Annotated in this window: 23 protein-coding genes; 6 read left to right on the forward strand and 17 right to left on the reverse strand. The window is 70.4% G+C overall.

Translation table 11 applies throughout. From position 1 onward, the window contains the following. Nucleotides 1-249 precede the first annotated feature (249 nt). Both ACIRFH_RS20095 and ACIRFH_RS20100 read right to left on the reverse strand, forming a co-directional pair. Nucleotides 250-453: a hypothetical protein gene (locus tag ACIRFH_RS20095; RefSeq protein ID WP_215206985.1), complete on the reverse strand. Its 204-nt coding sequence runs from the start codon at nt 451-453 to the stop codon at nt 250-252. Nucleotides 454-833: 380 nt separating this feature from the next. After that, the gene (locus tag ACIRFH_RS20100) at nt 834-1,115 is read right to left on the reverse strand and encodes an acylphosphatase (protein ID WP_403522369.1); all 282 of its coding nucleotides are present in this window, start codon (nt 1,113-1,115) and stop codon (nt 834-836) included. Nucleotides 1,116-1,276: 161 nt separating this feature from the next. Here ACIRFH_RS20100 and ACIRFH_RS20105 point away from each other — a divergent pair, with 161 nt between their 5' ends. Continuing rightward, nucleotides 1,277-2,443, forward strand: coding sequence for a CAP domain-containing protein (locus ACIRFH_RS20105; RefSeq protein ID WP_403522371.1), 1,167 nt, complete (start codon nt 1,277-1,279; stop codon nt 2,441-2,443). 20 nt (nt 2,444-2,463) lie between these two features. Here ACIRFH_RS20105 and ACIRFH_RS20110 read toward each other — a convergent pair whose 3' ends face one another. From ACIRFH_RS20110 to ACIRFH_RS20125, 4 genes are read right to left on the reverse strand one after another with little or no spacing between them, the layout of a single operon-like run. Beyond that, the gene (locus ACIRFH_RS20110; RefSeq protein ID WP_403522373.1) at nt 2,464-3,705 is read right to left on the reverse strand and encodes a tyrosine-type recombinase/integrase; all 1,242 of its coding nucleotides are present in this window, start codon (nt 3,703-3,705) and stop codon (nt 2,464-2,466) included. Continuing rightward, nucleotides 3,705-3,899, reverse strand: coding sequence for a helix-turn-helix domain-containing protein (locus ACIRFH_RS20115; RefSeq protein ID WP_070390434.1), 195 nt, complete (start codon nt 3,897-3,899; stop codon nt 3,705-3,707). The genes ACIRFH_RS20110 and ACIRFH_RS20115 overlap by 1 nt, the downstream gene beginning before the upstream one ends. Continuing rightward, entirely contained in the window at nt 3,896-5,323 is a 1,428-nt protein-coding gene (gene repSA, locus ACIRFH_RS20120; protein ID WP_403522376.1) for a replication initiator protein RepSA, read from the reverse strand. Before repSA ends, ACIRFH_RS20115 begins: the two co-directional genes overlap by 4 nt. After that, nucleotides 5,320-6,057 carry a helix-turn-helix domain-containing protein gene (locus tag ACIRFH_RS20125; protein ID WP_403522378.1) on the reverse strand — a complete coding sequence of 246 codons (738 nt, stop codon included), beginning with the start codon at nt 6,055-6,057 and terminating at the stop codon, nt 5,320-5,322. The genes repSA and ACIRFH_RS20125 overlap by 4 nt, the downstream gene beginning before the upstream one ends. Before the next feature lie 435 nt (nt 6,058-6,492). Between ACIRFH_RS20125 and ACIRFH_RS20130 the strand changes: the two genes are divergently transcribed. The 3 genes from ACIRFH_RS20130 (at nt 6,493) to ACIRFH_RS20140 (ending at nt 8,412) form a co-directional block, all read left to right on the forward strand. After that, entirely contained in the window at nt 6,493-7,251 is a 759-nt protein-coding gene (locus ACIRFH_RS20130) for a GntR family transcriptional regulator (RefSeq protein ID WP_403522380.1), read from the forward strand. Beyond that, nucleotides 7,248-7,805 (forward strand): AAA family ATPase, encoded by a 558-nt coding sequence (locus tag ACIRFH_RS20135; protein ID WP_403522382.1) that lies wholly within the window; start codon nt 7,248-7,250, stop codon nt 7,803-7,805. Before ACIRFH_RS20130 ends, ACIRFH_RS20135 begins: the two co-directional genes overlap by 4 nt. Before the next feature lie 436 nt (nt 7,806-8,241). Beyond that, complete coding sequence (locus ACIRFH_RS20140) at nt 8,242-8,412, forward strand: hypothetical protein (protein WP_403522384.1); 171 nt, start codon at nt 8,242-8,244, stop codon at nt 8,410-8,412. Between the two features lie 28 nt (nt 8,413-8,440). Here the strand turns inward: ACIRFH_RS20140 and ACIRFH_RS20145 are convergent, their stop codons facing one another. Next, nucleotides 8,441-9,028, reverse strand: coding sequence for a hypothetical protein (locus ACIRFH_RS20145; RefSeq protein ID WP_403522386.1), 588 nt, complete (start codon nt 9,026-9,028; stop codon nt 8,441-8,443). Nucleotides 9,029-9,071: 43 nt separating this feature from the next. Then, a complete protein-coding gene (locus ACIRFH_RS20150; protein ID WP_403522387.1) occupies nt 9,072-9,293 on the reverse strand; it encodes a hypothetical protein in 222 nt (73 codons plus the stop codon). Nucleotides 9,294-9,552: 259 nt separating this feature from the next. Between ACIRFH_RS20150 and ACIRFH_RS20155 the strand changes: the two genes are divergently transcribed. Continuing rightward, complete coding sequence (locus tag ACIRFH_RS20155; protein WP_403522389.1) at nt 9,553-9,945, forward strand: winged helix-turn-helix transcriptional regulator; 393 nt, start codon at nt 9,553-9,555, stop codon at nt 9,943-9,945. 10 nt (nt 9,946-9,955) lie between these two features. On the opposite strand, the gene mutM is transcribed toward ACIRFH_RS20155, so the two are convergent. The 9 genes from mutM to ACIRFH_RS20200 form a co-directional block, all read right to left on the reverse strand. Then, nucleotides 9,956-10,816: a bifunctional DNA-formamidopyrimidine glycosylase/DNA-(apurinic or apyrimidinic site) lyase gene (mutM, locus tag ACIRFH_RS20160; protein ID WP_403522391.1), complete on the reverse strand. Its 861-nt coding sequence runs from the start codon at nt 10,814-10,816 to the stop codon at nt 9,956-9,958. Between the two features lie 88 nt (nt 10,817-10,904). Then, nucleotides 10,905-11,756 (reverse strand): ribonuclease III, encoded by an 852-nt coding sequence (gene rnc, locus ACIRFH_RS20165; protein WP_403522393.1) that lies wholly within the window; start codon nt 11,754-11,756, stop codon nt 10,905-10,907. Between the two features lie 7 nt (nt 11,757-11,763). Further along, entirely contained in the window at nt 11,764-11,937 is a 174-nt protein-coding gene (gene rpmF, locus ACIRFH_RS20170) for a 50S ribosomal protein L32 (protein WP_003951102.1), read from the reverse strand. 2 nt (nt 11,938-11,939) lie between these two features. Continuing rightward, the gene (locus tag ACIRFH_RS20175; protein WP_403522395.1) at nt 11,940-12,584 is read right to left on the reverse strand and encodes a YceD family protein; all 645 of its coding nucleotides are present in this window, start codon (nt 12,582-12,584) and stop codon (nt 11,940-11,942) included. Nucleotides 12,585-12,727: 143 nt separating this feature from the next. Continuing rightward, nucleotides 12,728-13,876 carry a cell division initiation protein gene (locus tag ACIRFH_RS20180; protein ID WP_403522397.1) on the reverse strand — a complete coding sequence of 383 codons (1,149 nt, stop codon included), beginning with the start codon at nt 13,874-13,876 and terminating at the stop codon, nt 12,728-12,730. Nucleotides 13,877-14,007: 131 nt separating this feature from the next. Continuing rightward, entirely contained in the window at nt 14,008-14,487 is a 480-nt protein-coding gene (gene coaD / locus ACIRFH_RS20185) for a pantetheine-phosphate adenylyltransferase (RefSeq protein ID WP_210902217.1), read from the reverse strand. A gap of 26 nt (nt 14,488-14,513) precedes the next feature. Then, the gene (rsmD, locus tag ACIRFH_RS20190) at nt 14,514-15,263 is read right to left on the reverse strand and encodes a 16S rRNA (guanine(966)-N(2))-methyltransferase RsmD (protein ID WP_403522459.1); all 750 of its coding nucleotides are present in this window, start codon (nt 15,261-15,263) and stop codon (nt 14,514-14,516) included. Then, nucleotides 15,260-17,470, reverse strand: a complete 2,211-nt coding sequence (gene recG / locus ACIRFH_RS20195; protein ID WP_403522399.1) for an ATP-dependent DNA helicase RecG — start codon at nt 17,468-17,470, stop codon at nt 15,260-15,262. Before recG ends, rsmD begins: the two co-directional genes overlap by 4 nt. A gap of 51 nt (nt 17,471-17,521) precedes the next feature. Continuing rightward, nucleotides 17,522-19,240 (reverse strand): DAK2 domain-containing protein, encoded by a 1,719-nt coding sequence (locus ACIRFH_RS20200; RefSeq protein WP_403522401.1) that lies wholly within the window; start codon nt 19,238-19,240, stop codon nt 17,522-17,524. Between the two features lie 263 nt (nt 19,241-19,503). Here ACIRFH_RS20200 and rpmB point away from each other — a divergent pair, with 263 nt between their 5' ends. After that, nucleotides 19,504-19,689 (forward strand): 50S ribosomal protein L28, encoded by a 186-nt coding sequence (gene rpmB, locus ACIRFH_RS20205; RefSeq protein ID WP_004924906.1) that lies wholly within the window; start codon nt 19,504-19,506, stop codon nt 19,687-19,689. The last annotated feature ends 51 nt before the right edge of the window (nt 19,690-19,740 follow it).

Raw genomic sequence — 19,740 nt, forward strand, 5'->3', positions numbered from 1 at the left:
TCCCACTCCATGAACCGGTGGACCAGCGCGGTTTCACAGGTGCACATGCAGGGCACATCAGACGTTGAAGAGGGTGAAAGGATGCACGGGGAAGGGCCGGGCCGGGCGGGAGCCACGGACGAGACGGACCGAGAGGGACAAGGCGGAGAAAGAAAGAAGGGACGCCGAAGCGTCCCTTGCAACTCAGACGACTGAGCGGTTGTGCAGGCGGCCCAACCACTGCTGTGCCGTCGTGGAGCGATGCAGTGATCAGGTGAGCGCAGGCTCCGCCTGGTGTGCGTCAACGCTCTCCATGATCCTGTCGTGAGAAGCGGCAGCCGCCAACGCGTCCTTCTCCGCCTGGATTCGTCCGAGCTCGGATTCCAGGTCCTGGACGCGCTGCTGGAGCCGTCGCATCTCGGCGAGGAGTCGAGGGTCGGAGCCGCCGACGTAACCGAGAAGCGCCTTTGCCATGATGGATGGTCCTCCACAATGAGTGACCGACCGAAGCGGTGTGGGTCGTGAGGGATTCGCACCCGCGGTGCTTGGCACTCTTCAGTTTTTACTGCCGTTCAACCATGCCAAACAGCTAAGGTGCGCGGGGCTTTCAGCGTCTCACCAAAAAGTTTGACGGTCAACACGATCACGCCCCGTATTGACGGGTGCCCGGGGCGCGCGGCCGGGAAACGGCGGCGCGGCAACTCCTGCGGGCCCCTGGGGGGCGTGGCGATCATCCTGGATGGGGAGCCTGCCACGAAGGCGGCGTTCTCCGCAACCACCTGCCCGTTTTCCTTCCCGCGCCCTCTCGGCGCACCCCCGTACCGGGTGCCGACTGGGCTCCGCGCGCCGCCGCGTCAGCGGATGGCGAAGCCGTCGTAGCCGCCGCGGGGTGTGTCCCAGATCTCGGTGACGCCGTCCACGCGTCCGGGCGTGTCGCCGCCCCGCAGCCAGTCGAGGAGCCCCTCGCACCGCTCGCGCGGGCCTTCCGCGACCACCTGGACACGCCCGTCGGCCAGATTGAGAGCAAAACCACTCATGCCACCGAGTTCCAGCGCCCTGGCCCGCGTGAACCAGCGGAAACCCACCCCCTGGACCTGTCCGCGAACCCACGCGACCAGCCGTACATCCTCGCTCATGAATGCAACCTAACCAGTCAATGTCACACCGGGCACTTCACCCCCTTGTGTCGTGCGGTACCGTCCCCACCCAATGAACCCCATCTGAAACTCACCCGAACGTGTGAGTTCTGGGGTGAATGCCAGGACACGTCGACCGCGAGGACGAGGAAGGCCAGGACATGGGACGCCACCGACGCTCCGCCGCCGGCCGCGCCGCCGCCGGCCACGCCACCGAGGGTCACCGGACGGACGGCTCCGCGGGGCAGGGCGGGCTCCCGTCGGCCCCGGGCCCGGGCGACCGCCCCACGATGGGCACCGCGCCCTACCTGAACCCCGAGGCGTACGCCGAGGCCTGCGCGAAGAGCGACGCCTATCTGTTCGGGCCGGACGGCCGGGACGCCGAGGACCGCCCGGGCGTGAGCCGTACGGTCCCCTTCCCCGGTGAGGGCTTCACCCCCGACGACGGTCCCCGGCGCGCGCGGTCACGGCGCCGCCGGAAGAAGAGGGCCGTCACGCCGGTCCGCACGGGACTGCTCGGCGTCTCCGCCGCGGTCGCGCTCGGCGCGGTCGCCGTGGCCACGGGTGCGGTCCCCGGCCTCGACAACTACCGCTTCGGCCGTGTCGGCGGCGGTGACCGGGTGCAGTCGGCCGACGACCCGGCCAACGACCCGGCCGGGCAGGGCGGCGCCTACGGCAGCGCGGACACCGGCCTCGACGGCGGCGCGTCCGCGAGCCGTGGCACGGGCCGCTCCGTCCCGCCCTCCGCCACCGCGTCCTCCTCTTCCTCCTCGGCCTCCCCTTCCCCGTCGGCATCGGCGTCGACGTCCGCGGCGCCGACCGGTACGCCGTCGGAGGCGGACGAGCCGGAGGCCTCCACGCCCAGCCGGAAACGGCAGCCCACGCCGTCGCGCACGGCCACGCAGGCTCCGGGGCAGAAGACCGGCTCTCCCGTCGGCACCCTGTCCGAGCAGGCCGCGGCCGAGGCCCAGGTGCTCGAGCTCGTCAACGACGAGCGGGCCGAGGCGGGCTGCAGCCCGGTGGCCGCGAACAGCGCGCTGCGCGAACTGGCCGAGGACTTCAGTCGGGCCATGGCCACACAGGACTTCTTCGATCACACCGACCCCGCCGGCGCCACTCCCTGGGACCGGGCCGAGGCGGCGGGGATAAGCAGCCTCGGGGGCGAGAACATAGCCCGCGGACAAGCCGACGCCCAGGCCGTGATGGACTCCTGGATGGACAGCCCGGGGCACAAGGCCAACATCCTGAACTGCGACTTCCGGACCCTGGGCGTCGGCGTCCACTTCGGCCCGGGCGGCCCCTGGTGGACACAGGACTTCGGCTACTGAGATAACCGCAGGTCAGAGGGCTAGGCACCCTCGTGGGCCGTGTCCGGGCCGTCAACGGCGGGTTCCCCCTCCGAGAAGACGCGGTCCACGGCGGCCCGGGTCCGACTACCGCTCGACGGCATCAGGTGCGTGTACGTCCGCAGCGTGAAGCCGGGGTCATGGTGGCCCAGGTACTCGCTGAGAGCCTTGATGCTCTCCCCCGCATCCAGCAGCACCGAGGCGTAGAAGTGCCGCAGCGCGTGCATGCCGTTGTCCCGCCCGGTCTCGACACCCGCGGCCCGAAGCGCCGGCCGCCACACGCGGTCGTTGAAGCGGTTCCGGTCCAGCGGCAGCCCCATGGGGCTGGTGAAGATGAGCGACGCCGTGACGGGCGGACCATCGGGGGTCTTCCACGGCAGTGTGACCTTCGTAGCCGGATTGCGCTTGAGGTGAGCGGCCAGTGCGAAGGCGACGGACTCGGGCAGAGGAACGTCACGCTCCTTGCCGCCCTTCGGCGGAGCGAACACCGGCCGATGCAGCCTCAGGAGCTTGACCTGCCGCACGACGTGCACCACTCCCCCGAGGAAGTCGACGTCTTCCACGGCCAGGCCGAAGACCTCACCTTGGCGCAGGCCGCACCCGGCAGCGACGTTGACGAGCGCCTGGTACCGGTCCGGCAACACCGAGCGCACGGTCATGATTCGTTCGGCAGGCCACGGCTTGACCTTGCGAGGCTCCAGACGTGGCGCCCGCACGGAGCGAGCACTGCACGGATTGACTCGGATGATCCGGTCTTCCACGGCAGCGGTGAAGACCGTGGAGACGTGCGCGAAGATCCCTCGCCTGTATCCGGCAGAGAGTCCACGGTCCTCCAGAGTGCGCAGCCAGAGGCGCAGGTGCGACGGGGTGAACGACTTGAGCGGTCGTGCTCCCAGATAGGGGATCGCGTGCAGTCGCAGGCGGCTCTCCACCGACTCACGGGTCAGCGGGTCCGTGACCTGCGTGGCCATCCACTGCGTGGCGTACTGCTCGAACGTGACCTTGCCAGCGTCCGGGTCGACGTAGTCGCCGCGCGACATGTCGGCCTCGATGTTGGCGAGCCACTGTTCCGCCTTGCGCTTCTGCTTGTCCGGGAAGCTCTTGGACTTCTCGGAGCCGTCGGGGCCGATGTACCGGGCGCGGTAGCGCAGGCCGACGCCGAAGCGGTCGGTCTTGACCTTGACGGTCTTGCCGTCGGCGTCGGTCTCGACCTTGTACCAGCGGTCTTGGACGTGTCCGGCCATCAGGCGGCCCTTTCCATCTGGGACTCGACCCAGACGCGAACGTCTTCGGGGTCGAAGCGGAGGTGCCGGCCGACGCGGAAGCCCCGCGGGCCGGTCTGCTTGCGGCGCCACTGGTAGACCGTCTCGACGGGGACGCCGAGGAGGTCGGCCAGGTCGACGGGGGTCAGGTAGCGGTCGGGCAGCGAGCGCTTCATGCCCACACCTCCATGTCGTCCATGTCGTGCAGGTCAGCGAGTGCTTCGCGTGCCGTCTCACGGTTCAGGCGCAGGTCCCGGGCGATGCTGGCGGCGAGCCAGGATTCGCCGGGGGAATGGCCCTGTCCGGCGTAGGTCCAGTGGGCGAGGACGAGCGTGGTGCCGTCCGTGTCGTCGAGGTCTTCGGAGAGCCCGCGTTCGCGGCGTTCCTGCCGGGCGCGGTAGTCGGCCCGGGTCTGGCGGAGGGCGCCGAGGGTGGTGGAGTAGCGGCGGGACTTGGTGGAGAAGTGGCCGCGGAAGCCGAGCATGTGAGCCCACCGGGCCAGCAGCCGGTCCGGGTAGGCGTCATCGAGCGCCCAGCACGCTTCGATCAGCCGTCGCGTGTGCGCGGGCAAGCTCAGCTTGTCGAGTTCGGCCAGCTCCCCGATGCGGCGGTCGATGGTGCCGGTCGTCTCGGCCGCCTTCGTGGCGTACTTGGCGACGTAGGAGGCGACAGCCTGTTCGGTCAGTTCCTCGTGCCCGAGGGCGCCGATGGGCTGCACGTCGACCTGCTCGCCCCAGCGCAGCACGCGGGCGGGGAAGGCGCCGGCCGACGGAACCGGCACGGCGACGCGGGCGGCGGCGGCCCGGATCGCAGCATCCAGGAGCGCGACGGTGGCCCAGGCCGGGGGCGCAGTGTCGGGGCCGTCCGGGCCGTCGAGGCGCACCACGGCGTGGAAGTGGACGGAGCCGCGTTTCTGGAATTCGGCGACCTTGCCGAAGGAGACCCGGCACACCTCCCGCAGGGCGGCCTGGGTGATGCCCGCGCGGGCGGCGATCTCCCGGCGCAGGTAGATGGTGAAGCGACGCCACAGGTCCCCGGCGAAGTTGTTGAACAGCACCGCCCCCGCGTAGTCGTACCGCTCCGGGTCCAGAGCCGTGCCCAGGACCGGGTCCGTCTCGGCGTGCTGGACGCCGCAGCGGCAGCGGCCCGAGGAGGGCCGGTTGTGAACCGGGCCGAAGGAGGGGGCGGTGAGGGTGGCGAAGACCCGCGGATGGTCCCGCACGGTGGCGGGTACGTCCTTGCGTTCGTCGCCGGTGATCCCGGCGCGGATCAGGTGGTAGGTGTCCCCGGCGTAGGTCCAGGCGCAGGCCGGGCAGCGGGAGGCACGGCGGTTGCCGCAGGCCACCCGCAGGCGTCCGCCCGGCTCCTGCTCGGTGGAGTAGGAGTAGAGGACGTCACCGGTCCTGGCGTCGCGGGTGACCGTGGAGCCTTGCAGGTGGATCGGGTTCGAGCAGCCGCCCGTGCGGCGGATCTGCTCGCGCCAGCGGTCGAAGCCCGGCGTGTTGGCGACCCGCAGGAGATCGGCGAGGGTGAGGGGGTCTGTGCCCACGGCCGCCGCCACGTCAGCGACGGCAGCCGTGGGGACGGGAAGGTGCGTCACGCGGCCACCGCCCGCAGGTGAAGGGTGGTGGGCCGGGTCGGGGTGGCGGTGGCGTAGAGGTGATCGAGGGTGGCCAGGTAGCCGCCGACCATCGGAGCCGACCCCAACCGGCGCAGGTGCAGAACCGGGGCCAGAGCCGGGGTGAGCCCGTCGATCGGCGTGGTGACCAGCAGGTCATCATCCGCCCGCATCACATCCGCCCGCAGTCCGGGGTGGGTGGACAGGCGCAGGCCAGGGACCGTCAGCAGCGAGGGGAACACGTCACCCAGTCCGGTGACCGGCCCGGCCGGATTCTCCGGAGTGACGAGGCGGACCCGGACGCCGGCCGATGCCTTGTCGGCCAGCAGCGTCGGCAGGTCCCACACGGCGTCGGCCAAGAACAGCAGGTTGGACACCGCCAGGTCGATGACCGTCGTGGCACCGGCCAGGGTGGAGCGCCACAGGCCGTCGGGGACGGTGGAGCGCATCGGGTAGCAGGCGACGACCTCATCCTGAGCGGTCGGCGTGGAGCGGTGACGCTCGCCGAGCTTGGGCCACAGGTGATAGGCGTCCGCGCCGAGGAACTTGGCGGCGGCTTCCGCGTTGCGGGCGTGCGGGGTCCGGTCCGAGTTCAGCCAGCGGTCGACCGACTTCGGGTCGACGCCGAGGTGATCGGCCAGGCCCTCGATGGTGACGTTCGCGGCGACCATCGCCCCGCGCAGCCGCTCATTCCCGGTGATCGTCGCGGTGCTCATGCGGCCACCACCCCGGTGGGGAGGAGAGCCAGCGGCTTACCCGTCCCCCAGTCGAAGGGCACGGCCACCGGGCAGCGCCCCCGGCCGTGGACCAGAACGCCGATGCCGTTCACGTTGATCCAGTCGAGACCTCCCGACGCGCCGCAGGCCCAGCAGGAAGAAGGAACGACCACAGCGTCTTCGCGGCGGGACAGCGGGGCGGTTAACCGTGCCGGGTGCGAGCCAACAGGCATCACGGGCATGATGGGACTTCCCTTCGAGGGAGCCAGGGGCGGCGGTTCTTCTTGGCGGTTGAGGCGCCGTCCCTGGGCAGGCGTAGTTGGTGCCGGGTCTCACTCATCCGTGCGGTGGTACATCCCTAAGGTTCCCTAGGGCACCTTAGGGTGTCAAGCGGTACGCTAGGGAAGTAGCCACCGATACAAGGGAGCTGACGCAATGTCCGACCAGGCAGACAATCGAGCGCCCTACGCGCAGATTGCCGCCCACTACGCGGAGCTGATCACGTCTGGCGAACTACAGCCGGGCACGCTTCTGCCGAGCATCAAGAACCTCTCGCAGGAGTGGAGCGTCAGCACCGCGACTGCCGAGAAGGCGTTGCGGAAGCTGCGCAATGAGGGCCTTGTCAGGGGCATTCACGGGATCGGGACCGAGGTCCTGGACCGCCCTGCCCCCATGTCCTCAGGGGCTCAGCGTCAGGACCGAGGCCGCCGCACGGGGTCGAGTTGGGGAACCGGTGAACGGTCCGACTCGCACCAGGCCGCAGTGGTGCCGGCGCCCACAGAAGTGGCTCAAGCGCTGGACATCAAGCCCGGCTCGGAGGTGATCCGGCGAAGCCGGGTCTACCGCGACCGGCACGGCATCGTCGCGCACTCCACTTCGTGGATTCCCGTGCGATACGGAGAGCTGATTCCGCAGCTCACGAGCAGTGAGCGACTGACCGGGGGTACGTCGCTGCAACTCATCGCGCAAGCCACCGGCCGACCAATCACACATCGGGTCGACACCGCGTCGGCGCGGCTGCTGACCCCGGAGGACGCGAAGCTCCTGGAGCTGGAGCCCACGAATCCGCCGCAGGAGCCGGTGGTCGTGATGACGGCGAAGTTCATCGACAGCGACGGCACCGTGGTGGAGTACGGCGTAGACCTCGGTGGCCCCGGCCGTACGTGGCAGACAGAATCGGAAGTCACCTCGTGACGGCCACCGGCAGCACTCGCCGGCCGTTCTGCGTCCTCATGGCCGGCCTTCCCGGCTCAGGGAAGACGACCCTGGCTCGCGCACTGACAGCCCGCGGGTTCCTCAGGCTCTGCCCGGACGAGGAGATGTTCCGCCGACACGGGGTGTACGGGGTCGATTTCCCACGCGGCACGTTTCCGACCCTTGAGCGGCCGATCCTCGAAGAGACCGCTATCCAACTCCGTGAGCAGCTCCAGGCCGGGCACGACGTGGTGGTCGACCACGGTTTCTGGACCCCGGAAGACCGCGCCCACTGGCGATCAGTCGCTACCGAAGGTGGCGGAATCTCGGTGGTCGTCTATCTGGAGGCCAGCCACGAAGAACTCTGGTCCCGCGTGAGCAAGCGCAATGCCCGGCACGAGGACGACCCCAACTCGATCTACTTCGCCGAAAGCGACCTGCTCCGCTACCGCAAGCGATTCGTGGCCCCGAAGCCCGACGAACCTCACCTCGTCTACAACGGCGACCCTGAATCTGTGCTGAAGACTCTGCAAGCAGAGAACGACCGCCCGTAGCCGAAAGCTGCAAGCCCGCCAGAACACGAGTTACAGGTTTCTCTACCTCATCAAGGCCCCCGCGCACGGCGCGGGAGCGCGCCGCCTGTACGGCGGGGCCGCCGCCCTGTCTTCGCCAGCGGCGGCCCCGCCCGGCGGCGCGCAGGCGACTGCGGGGGCATGGGATGGGGAAACCCTCTATGGCTGGGGCGGCCGGCTCCACGGCTTTAGGCAGCCACTTTGGGGCGAGCCTCTAAGATCATGGCCCCAACGTCGTGCTTTAACGGGCAGGTCCACAGACTGCCCGACTCGCCGGAAGCTTACGGGGCCATGATCACTCGCCCCAAAGCAGCTCCAGCCCAAAGCCGCTCCACCGACCGCGTGATCACGTGCGACAATCCAAGTGGTTGCTGAGTTGAACTCGACTCCCGAGCCGTTCACGTTCATCGCTGCATGTGTGATCTCCACTGCTGCCACCCGTCTGTCGTCCGCCATCCGGATCGGACTCGCGAAGGGCAAGGTGATCATCATGGATCTTTGGGCCAGGTGTAAGGGCCAGTCGGTGGCCGCCGTGTCGGTGTGGGTGCTCTACCTGTGGATCATGCCCACCGCCACGGAGTCGGGTTGAGCTCAGCAGCCGTGCCCGACGCATTCGGTCAACTGGCGATGTCACGGTCCAGCGCTGTACTCGCATGCTGGAGGAACTCGCGAACGCCTTGTTCCAGCTGCTTGAGCTTCTCAGGGAACTTCGAGGTGTCATAGGCAACGATCGAGTTCTCCACCTCGTCAGAGATGCGAGCGAAGCTCTGCAGTATTCGAAATGGGGCAACGAGGCCACCCGACAACTCCGTCACCCTGGTCACGAACGGTTCAAGTTCAGCCGGTCCGTCCAGGACAACGTGCCGGCCGAAGCGGCTGACGTCGTCAGCAAGCGCAATGGCCTGGTCTACGTAACCGTCCTTGAACTCGCTGTGCTTCAGGTACGAGGTGGGTTTCGTTTCCTCCCCAGACGTCCTCGACCGGTCGAGAAGCCGCCCAAAGTGCACCCAGGGATGCAAGTGATCGTGGAACGCCGCAACGGCGGATGAGAACGCCTCATAGGAGGCTCTCCGTGGCTCCCTGCGCTCACGTAGCGAGTCGTTGCGCATCTGCATCTTGGTTGCTGACCTTGCGGTCCAGCCGGTCACGATCATGCCGATTGTTCCCACTCCCGCGCCCAGCACGGCAGCTATCCCCGCATCCATGACGACCATGATGCCGTCGCCGTAACGTCACTCGGGTGTCTGTTCACTTGAAAGGTGACAGACCCTTTCCCTTCAAATGAGCGAGCAAGGAGTCGAGGCACCCGTCGGCTGTAGTCAGGTCAGCGCGGAAGAACGAGTCATCGCCAAGCGGGCCACCACTGACGATGACCATCCATGCCTTCCTGTGCTCGGTCATGCGGTCACCGTCGACCTTGAGTACGGTCGTGACTCCCCGCTCGGCCAGCCACTCCATCAGCTCAAGCATTTCCACTAGCACCCCTCCAGGGAGATCATCCCCCAGCGAGAGTCTCGGGCCGTCTCCGGGCCGTGCGAGGGCGCACAAGGACGACCAACGCTGACAACCGTTGACGACTCAGCAGCAGGTCACAGCGTTGATCGCTTACAAAGCCGCATGTCAGAGAGGTGCTCCCGCACTTCTTCGGCTACTGAACGACGCGCCGGGGGCACTGTCGTGGAGGGGGCGCGCTCTGCGGGGCGGCGCTGTGCTCACGTACGCTGGTGACATGTCGACCACGCAGGAGCGCGCGGAGGAGCGGGGTCTCCCGTACGACGTCTTCTCCCGGGCCTGTCCCTCGCGCGACACCCTGGAGCACGTCACGGGGCGCTGGGGCGCGTTGACACTCGGCGCGCTGTACGAGGGTTCCTTCCGCTTCAACGAACTGCGGCGCCGTGTCGACGGCGTGAGCGAGAAGATGCTGTCCCAGACCCTGCACGCGCTGGAGCGCGACGGTCTGGTGCACCGCGAGGCCCAGCCGACCAACCCGCCGCGTGTGGACTACGAACTCACCGCGCTGGGACGCGAGGTGGCCGGGCGGCTGATCGCGCTCATCCAGTGCCTGGAGGGGCGCATGGACGAGGTGCTCGCCTCGCGCGAGCGGTACGACGCGCGGGGCTAGGACCGCGGGGTCAGGACACGGCGCGCGGCGGGCGCTGACACTTCGGGCAGAAGTGGCTGGAGCGGTTCATCCACGGCCGGCGGCGCATCGGCGTCGCGCAGCGGCGGCAGGGCAGGCCCTCGCGTCCGTACGCGTCGAGCGAGCGGTCGAAGTAGCCGGACTCCCCGTTGACGTTGACATACAGGCTGTCGAAGCTGGTGCCGCCCACGGCGAGGGCCGCGTTCATCACGTCCCGGACGTGGCCGAGGAGTTCGGCGGTGCGGGGCCGGGTGAGGGTGGCCGTCGGGCGTTCGTAGTGCAGGCGGGAGCGCCACAGGGCCTCGTCCGCGTAGATGTTGCCGACGCCACTGATCAGCGACTGGTCGAGCAGGGCCCGTTTGACGGTGGTGCGCCTGCGGCGCAGTGCCAGGTGGAACGCCTCGTCGTCGAAGAGCGGGTCGAGGGGGTCGCGGGCGATGTGCGCGATGACGTCGGGCAGTCCGTCGGGGGTGGTGTCGTGCAGCGACAGGCCGCCGAAGGTGCGCTGGTCGACGAAGCGGAGTTCCGTGCCCAGGCTGTCGGCGAAGCGGACGCGGATGCGCAGGTGCTTCTCGGCCGGTGCCTCGTGCGGCTGGACCAGCAGTTGGCCGCTCATTCCGAGGTGTGCGAGGACCGCCTGGCCGGTGTCCTCCAGGGGCAGCCACAGGTACTTGCCGCGGCGGCTGGGTGTGCCGATGCGGTGGTCCTTCAGGCGCTGGGCGAAGTCGTCGCCGCCGGCGATGTGCCGGCGTACCGCACGCGGGTGCAGCACCTCGGCGTCGGCGACGGTCCGGTGGGCGACCCAGCGTTCCAGGCCGCGCCGTACGACCTCGACCTCGGGCAACTCGGGCATGGCTTCCCCTCGGACGGTCCGGTGGACGACCCGAGCGCCCGCCCCGGGGCTGGGGCGGGCGCTCGGGTCGTGCTGTGCTGTGGTGTGGTCAGGCGGAGGCCGACGACGGTGCGTCGGTGTTCGGCTCGGCGACGATGTCCGCGGCCGACGGGGCTTCCGTGGCCTTGGCGCGCTCGTCCGCCGCGGCGCGGATGGACCGCCACGCGGATTCCGCGGCCTGCTGCTCCGCCTCCTTCTTGCTGCGGCCGGTGCCGGTGCCGTACGAGACGCCTCCGACGCGGGCGGCAGCAGTGAAGGTCTTCTCGTGGTCCGGGCCGGTCTCCGTGACCAGGTACTCGGGGACGCCGAGCCCTTCGGTCGCGGTGAGTTCCTGGAGGCTGGTCTTCCAGTCCAGGCCGGCACCGAGGTTGGAGGACTTCTCGATGAGCGGGTCGAACAGGCGGTGCACCAGTTCGGAGGCCGCGTCGAGGCCCTGGTCGAGATAGACCGCGCCGATCACCGCTTCGAGGGTGTCGGCGAGGATGGACGCCTTGTCCCGGCCGCCCGTGCCCTCTTCACCGCGGCCGAGCCGGATGAAGGAACCGAGGTCGAGCCCGCGGCCCACCTCCGCCAGCGCACGCGAGTTGACCACCGCGGCCCGCAACTTGGCCAGCTGGCCTTCGGGCAGGTCGGGGTGGGTGCGGTACAGCGTGTCCGTGACGACGAGGCCGAGGACGGAGTCACCGAGGAACTCCAGCCGCTCGTTCGTCGGCAGACCGCCGTTCTCGTACGCGTAGGAACGGTGGGTCAGCGCACGCACCAGAAGGGCGGACTCGAGCTGATAGCCGAGCCGCCCTTCCAGAAGCGTGTGGGACGAGGCCTGGGTGTCCGCCTTCTTCTTGGCGGACGAGTCCGCCTTGGCGTCATCCGCCTTCTTGGGGACTGACACAGTGCCTCTCACCAGCCGCTCAGACCTCGAGGACCTGGCGCTTGTTGTAAGTGCCGCAAGACGGGCACGCGATGTGCTGCTGCTTGGGCTCGTGGCAGCGCTCGCACGCAACCAGGGTGGGGACCGCAGCCTTCCACTGCGACCGGCGGTGGCGCGTGTTGCTGCGCGACATCTTCCGCTTCGGAACAGCCACGGCTACTTCTCCTGCTTCTCGTCGACGCCCGGTTCGGCGCCGCTCATCTCGTCCTTCTCGCCGTCTTCGAGTGAACCGGCGAGTCCCTGCAAAGCCGCCCAACGGATGTCGACGGCGTCATGGTGGTGGTCCGGGTCGTCCGACAGGCGTACTCCACACTCGGAGCACAGACCCTGGCAGTCTTCCTGGCACACCGGCTGCATCGGCAGTGCGAGCACCACCGCATCACGCAGCACGGGTTCGAGGTCGAACAGGCCGTCCTCGAGGAAGAGCCTGTCCTCGTCTTCCTCGGCGTCGTCGGCCGGTTCCGCTTTCACACGGCCACGGTCGTCGGCGTCAGGGTACGAGAACATCTCCTGGAAGTCCGCTTCGAGCTGCTGCTCCAGCGGCTCCAGACACCTTACGCACTCCCCCTCGGCCTTGGCACGGGCGGTGCCTGTGACGAGCACCCCTTCCATGACCGACTCGAGCCGGAGCTCGAGCTCCACCGGAGCGCCTTCCGGCACTCCGATGACTCCCGCGATACCGAGGTCCCGGGGAGCGTCGACCGTGCGGTTCAGGCGCTGCAGCGCACCAGGACGCCGTCCCAGCTCGTGCGTGTCGAACACGAGAGGGTTTCGGTGGTCGAGGCGGGCGTTCAGAGCCATTCCTGCTTTCGATCTTCGAGCTGGGGAACGCCGCCCTGCGGTGTCCCCGGGCAGCGTTGATCGCGGACGTACGCGCGACCGAAGAGCCAGGATACTGGACCTTTCGCTCTCGGCCCAATCGGCCCCGGGGCCGGTGCCAGGCCCTACAGCCCGCGGCCCTGCTCGTAGGCCCTCAGCTGCTCGGCACTGATCATGCTGGTGTCGAAGAGGCTGGTCTCGTCGAGGGTCTGCGGCTGGGTATGCGGCTGGGCCGGCGGCAGCTGCGGGGACTGCTGGGGCTCGGCGTAGCCCTGGGCGTCGTAGGCCGGCTGCTGGGCGTCGTAGCCCTGGAAGGGGGCCTCTCCCGCCGGAGCGTAGCCGGAGGTGGGGGAGTACGGGTCGGCGGTCTGCTGCTGGTAGCCGTACGCGTCCTGCCCGCTGCCGTAGGGCTGCTGGTAGCCGCCGTACGGGTCGGGCTGCTGGGCGTAGCCGTACGTCGGCTGCTGCGACGGCATCTCCGGTACGGCCGGTGCCTGTGCCGCCGCCGGCTGCTGCTCGCCGTACTCCCGCTGCCGGGGCTGCTCGGCGGGGGTGTCCGGGAGGGCCGCGAGGCCGGCGAGGTAGTCGGCGTCGCTGGAGTGCTGGACGGTGGTGAGGTCGTCGGCGAGGGCGCCGAGGTCGTCGGTGGCGATCCGGCCGTGCAGCTTCTGGCGGCCGCGGCCGACGGCCTCCAGGGTCTTGGCCAGGACCGCCTCGAAGGCGCCGAGCTTGGTGTCGACGTAGGTGTCGGCGTCGCGGCGCAAGGTCTCCGGGTCGTGGCTGCGCTCGGGGGCGTCCTCGTCCGCGTAGCCGTTCTCGTCGAGGCCGGGTCCGGTGCCGAGGAGCTTCTCCCGGCCCCGGCCGACGGAGCCGAGGGTCTTGGTGAGGACGACCTCGAAGTTGGCGAGCTTGGAGTCGACGTAGTCGTCGGCCTCGGCGCGGATCTCCTCGGCCTCCTGGCGGGCCTCGGCGAGGATCCGGTCGGCCTCGGCCTGGGAGCGGCGGGCCACCTCCGTGTCGGCGATCAGGGAGCCGCGCTCCGCGTGCGCGCTCTCGATGATCCGTTCGGCCTCCTGGCGGGCCTGCTCGACCAGCTGGTCGCGGTCGCCGATCAGCTCCTGGGCCCGGGCGAGGGAACCGGGGAGCTCGGCGCGCAGCTCCTCCAGCATCGAGAGGAGCTCGGCGCGGTTGACCACGCACGAGGCCGACATGGGCATGGCGCGGGCGCCGGAGACCATCGCGGTGATCTCGTCGAGCTTCTTCTGCACGTCCACCGTGTGCTCGCCACTCTCTACAGCTGTGTTGGAGACGGACGGGACGACTGTACGACCCTGGGGTGTCGTGGGGACACCGGGTGACGGGATGTCAGTCTCCGGGGGCTGCGCGGGGAGCGTGCGGGGCGCGCTCAGTCCTTCCTCAGACGCTCCGAGAGCGCTTCGAGGACCAGCGGCGGCACCAGGTGGGAGACGTCGCCGCCCCAGGTCGCGACCTCCTTGACCAGGGAGGACGACAGGAAGCTGTAGGTGGGGTTGGTGGGGATGAAGAGGGTCTCCACACCGGAGAGGCCGTTGTTCATCTGGGCCATCTGCAGCTCGTAGTCGAAGTCGCTGACCGCGCGCAGGCCCTTGACGATGGCCGGGATCTCACGCTGCTTGCAGAAGTCGACGAGGAGGCCGTGGAAGGACTCCACGCGGACGTTCCCGTACTCGGCGGTGACCTGGCGGATGAGGTCGATCCGCTCCTCGATCTCGAACAGGCCCTTCTTGGCCTGGTTGATCATCACCGCGACGTAGACCTCGTCATAGAGGCTGGAGGCCCGGGCGATGATGTCGAGATGTCCGTTGGTGATCGGGTCGAACGACCCGGGACAGACGGCGCGGCGCACTTGAGTTCCCTCGCTCTCCGGTCCGGTCATCGTGCGTCTTCGCACGTAGAGGCGGCGCGACCGTACCAAAACGTTCCCTCGCCGTAACGACGGGACCGGATCGCCTCGAAGCCGTCGGGCCAGCCGAACTCCCCGCCTCTGGTGCTGCGCTCCACGGTGACGAGCGCTTCCCCGGTGAGCCACCCCTCCGTACGGAGTGTGAGCAGGATCTCCCGAAGATCGTCGTCGGAGACGGCGTACGGCGGGTCGAGGAAGACGATGTCGTACGGCTCGGCCGGGGCCGGGGTGCGGATGATCTGTTCCGCTTTGCCCGCCCTGACCTCGGCGCCGGGCAGGCCGAGGGACTTGGCGTTGTCCCGGACGGTGCGGGCGGCGCGGGCGTCGGCCTCGACGAGCAGGACGTGCCCCGCGCCCCGGGACAGTGCCTCCAGGCCGACGGCGCCGGACCCGGCGTACAGGTCGAGGACCCGTTCGCCGTCCAGGGGGCCGCCGAGCAGGGACTGCCAGGTGGAGAAGAGGCCCTCGCGCGCGCGGTCGGAGGTGGGGCGGGTGCCGGTCCCGGGCGGAACGGCCAGGCGACGTCCGCCGGCCTTGCCGGCGATCACGCGGGTCATCTTGGGTCCTTGGTCGTGGGGCTTCGTGGGTTCAGTCTGGCAGGCGGAGGCCGGGGATGCCCTGCGTCGTGGAACGGCCGCGGATTCGTCGCGCTTCTCGCGCCCACGCGGCGGAGCCGCGTATCGGCGCGGTTCCGCGCCCCTTCGGGCACTGCCCCTCAGCCCTTCTCCAGGTACTGCTCCCTCTCCTCGTCCAGAAGGGCGTCCAGGGCCGTTCGCAGGCCGGGGAGGCTCGTCAGTCCGGGGTCCGCGGCGACCACCGCTGCCGCCTCCTCCCTCGCCTCGGCGATGATCTCCTCGTCCTCGATGACCGCGAGGACGCGCAGGGAGGTGCGGGCGCCGGACTGGGCCTGGCCGAGGACGTCGCCCTCGCGGCGCTGTTCGAGGTCGATGCGGGAGAGCTCGAAGCCGTCGAGGGTGCCGGCGACGGCGTTGAGGCGCTGCCGGGCCGCGCTCGCCTCGGGCATCTCGGTGACCAGCAGGCACAGGCCGGGTGCGGAGCCCCGGCCGACGCGGCCGCGCAGCTGGTGGAGCTGGGAGACGCCGAAGCGGTCGGCGTCCATGATCACCATCGCGGTGGCGTTGGGGACGTTGACGCCGACCTCGATGACGGTCGTGGCGACCAGGACGTCGGTCTCCCCGGCGGCGAAGCGGCGCATGACGGCGTCCTTGTCGTCGGGGTGCATGCGGCCGTGCAGCACCTCGACCCCGAGGCCCTGGAGGGGGCCCTTCGCGAGCTGCTCGGCGACGTCGAGGACGGCGAGCGGGGGCCGCTTCTCGGCGTCGTCCGCGGGCGGCCTGCCCTTCTTCTTCGGGTCCTCGTCCTCGTCGCCGATGCGCGGGCAGACGACGTACGCCTGGTGGCCGTTGGACACCTCCTCGCGGACGCGCTCCCAGGCGCGGGCCAGGAAGTGCGGTTTGTCGGCGGCCGGGACGACGTGGCTGGCGATGGGTGAGCGGCCGGCCGGGAGCTGGTCCAGGACGGAGGTCTCGAGGTCGCCGAAGACGGTCATGGCGACGGTGCGCGGGATGGGCGTGGCGGTCATGACGAGCAGGTGCGGAGGCTGTTTGCCCTTGCCGCGCAGGGCGTCGCGCTGCTCGACGCCGAAGCGGTGCTGTTCGTCGACGACGACCAGGCCGAGGTCGTGGAACTGCACCTTGTCCTCGATCAGCGCGTGCGTGCCGATGACGATGCCGGCCTCGCCGGTGGCCAGGTCGAGCAGGGCGTGGCGGCGGGCGGCGGCGCCCATCGAGCCGGTGAGCAGCACCACCTTGGTGGCGTGCTCGGCGCCGCCCAGCATGCCTCCCTCGGCCAGCTCGCCCATCATCTCGACGACCGACCGGTGGTGCTGCTGGGCGAGCACCTCGGTGGGGGCCAGCAGGACGGCCTGGCCGCCCGAGTCGACGACGGCGAGCATGGCGCGCAGGGCGACCAGCGTCTTGCCCGACCCGACCTCTCCCTGGAGCAGCCGGTGCATCGGGTGGTCGGTGGCGAGGTCGTCGAAGATCTCGCGGGAGACCTTCCGCTGGCCGTCGGTGAGGGTGAAGGGGAGGCGGTCGTCGAAGGCCGTCAGCAGGCCGTCGGGGCTCGGTCTCCTGGGGACCGCGGGGAGTTGGGTCTCGGCGTGGCGGCGGCGGGCCAGGGCGACCTGGAGGACGAAGGCCTCGTCCCATTTCAGGCGGGCGCGGGCATCCTCGATGTCCGCCTTGGTGTGCGGGCGGTGGATCTTCAGGAGGGCTTCGGGCAGGGGGATCAGGCCGCGGCCCTCGCGCAGGGAGTCCGGGAGGGGGTCGACGGCCTCCTGGGCGCTGGGCAGAACCGTCTGGACCGCCTTGCCGATCTTCCAGGACTCCAGCTTGGCGGTGGCCGGGTAGAGGGGGATCAGGGCGCCCGCCCAGGACTCGACGGGCTCGTCCCCGTCGTCGGTGTCGCCGTGCAGCAGCTCGTACGCCGGGTGGGCCAGCTGGAGGCGGCGGTTGAAGACGGAGACCTTGCCCGCGAACATCGCCCGCGTGCCCGGCAGGAGTTCCTTGTGGGGCTTGTGGACGCCGTTGCCGAAGAAGACCAGCTGGATGCGGCCGCTGCCGTCCGTGATGGTCACTTCGAGGCGCTGTCCCTTGCCGCGCGGGGCCTTGGACGAGGCGAAGGTGTGCAGGCGGGCGTCGGCGACCTGGGCGACCACCGTGACGTGCTCGTCCATGGGGAGGTCGGCGAGGTGGGTGAGCTGGCCGCGCTCCTCGTATCTGCGGGGGTAGTGGTGGAGGAGGTCGCCGACGGTGTGCAGGCCGAGATGCTCGGCCATCACCTTCGCGGTGGCGGGGCCGAGCACCTTCTTCAGGGGTTCTTGCAGTGCGGGCACGAGATCCATTGCACACCACGCCACTGACAATGCCGCCCACCCCGTCCGGAAAGGGGCGCGCTACTCCACGCCGATCAGGAGCAGCGCCCCTTGCCGGCCGCCCCGGTAGACGACCGTGTCGACGGCGAGGTAGGCCTCGCGGACCCGGGCCTCCAGGAGCTCGGCGAGGGGCTCGGGGGCGTCGTCGCCGAGGACCAGCGTGACCAGTTCGCCGCCCGCGGCGAGCATGCGGTCCAGCACGGCGGCGGCGACGGACGTGACGTCCGCGCCGATCACGGCCACGTCGCCGTCGATGAGGCCGAGGACGTCACCGGCCTGGCAGATGCCGGCCGTGGTCCAGGACCGGTGCTCGGCGACGGTGACCTCGGCGTAGCGGGTGGCGCCGGCCGCCGAGGTCATCGCCACGACGTCCTCGTCGAAGCGCCGCTCGGGTTCGTGCACGGCGAGCGCGGCGATGCCCTGGACCGCGGAGCGGGTCGGGATCAGGGCGACGCGGATGCCTTCGGTACGGGCCTGCTCGGCCGCCGCGGCGGCGGTCTGGCGCAGTTCGGCGTCGTTGGGCAGCAGCACGACCTCGCGCGCGTGGGCCCGCCGCAGGGCCTGGACGAGCTCCCCGCTCGCGGGCGGCTCCCCGGCGCGCGCGAGCACCGCGGTGGCGCCGGCCCCGGTGTACAGCCCGGCCAGGCCCTCGCCGGGGACGACGGCGACGACGGCGCGCTGGGCCCGTTCCCGCGGCGGGCGCTCGGTGCCGGTGGTGTGCGCGTCGCCGTGTCCGAAGTGGGTGATCCGGATCCGGTACGGCCGGCCGGCCTCGACGCCCGCCTCCACGGCGGCGCCGGCGTCGTCGACGTGCACGTGGACGTTCCACAGTCCGTCGCCGCCGACCACGACGAGTGAGTCCCCGAGGGCGTCGAGCCGCTGCCGCAGCCGCGCCACGGCGGTGTCCTCGGCCTCCAGGAGGTAGATCACCTCGAAGGCGGGACCGTCCGCCGCGGGGCACTCCCCGGCGGTCTCCTGCCCCGCGCTCTCCTGCCCGGCGGTCTCCACGCGCGCGTGCGGCACGGTCGCCGCTCCCGCCGCCGGCGTCTGCCCGGTGAACGTCTCGACCAGAGCGGCGAGCACGGTCACCAGGCCGCGCCCCCCGGCGTCGACCACTCCGGCGCGCTCCAGGACCGGCAGCTGTCCGGGGGTCCCGGCGAGCGCCGCGCGGGCGCCCTCGTAGGCGGCGTGGGCCACGGCCGCGCAGTCGCCCTCGGCCCTCCCGGCGGCGTCGGCGGCGGCCGAGGCGACCGTGAGGACGGTGCCCTCGACCGGGTGGGCCACGGCCTGCCGGGCGGAGTCGGCCGCGTGCCGCAGGGCCAGCCGCAGGCTTGGGCCGTCGGTGTGAGCGGTCTCACCCTGTCCGGCGAGCACCTGGGCCAGGCCCCGCAGCAGCTGGGCCAGGATGGTTCCCGAGTTGCCCCGGGCGCCGATCAGCGCCCCGTGCGCCATGGCGCCGACGGCGTCGGCCAGCGTGGGCCCGGCGGCCGGCCCCGCGGGGTCCACGGGCCGGCCGGTGTCCGGCGCCCGGCCGACCTCGTGCGCCGCGAACACCGCCTCCACGGCGGCGACGGCGGACTCGACGGTCAGGTAGAGGTTCGTGCCGGTGTCCCCGTCCGCGACCGGGTAGACGTTGATGGCGTCGATCTCCTCGCGTGCCCGCCCGAGCGCGCGCAGCGACAGGCCGCACCAGGTGCGCACCGCCAGAGCGTCGAAGAACCTCTGCGGCACCTGCGCCACCTGCGCCTCCTTGAGCTGCTGGACGTGGCAGGCAGCGTAGACCCCGCGGGAGTGCCCGCCGGAAGAGGGCCGGGGACGGACCGCTGAACCGCCGTGGTAGTTTCGTTGTACGGGAGCAGCCGTTGTATGCTGCTCCGGTTGCCCGATCCGATCGGGCTCTCCCCCTGGCACCGCCACTCAGATCACGGACCGTTCGCGCTCGAGATCCTGTCCCGGCATGCCGGGATCAACCGTAAGTGCATCTGAAGTCTTTGGAGTGACCCGTGGCTGCCAACTGCGACGTCTGCGGCAAGGGGCCGGGCTTCGGCAACAACATCTCGCACTCGCACCGCCGTACGCCCCGTCGCTGGAACCCGAACATCCAGCGCGTACGTACTGTGGTCGGCGGGACGCCGAAGCGCGTGAACGCTTGCACCTCGTGCATCAAGGCCGGCAAGGTCTCGCGCTGACGCGTCAGCTGAGCGCGCGGCCACTGTCCGGTCCGCTGCACTGAGCCGGCC

The organism is Streptomyces sp. NPDC093586 (assembly GCF_044764905.1).
Taxonomy (GTDB): Bacteria; Actinomycetota; Actinomycetes; order Streptomycetales; family Streptomycetaceae; genus Streptomyces.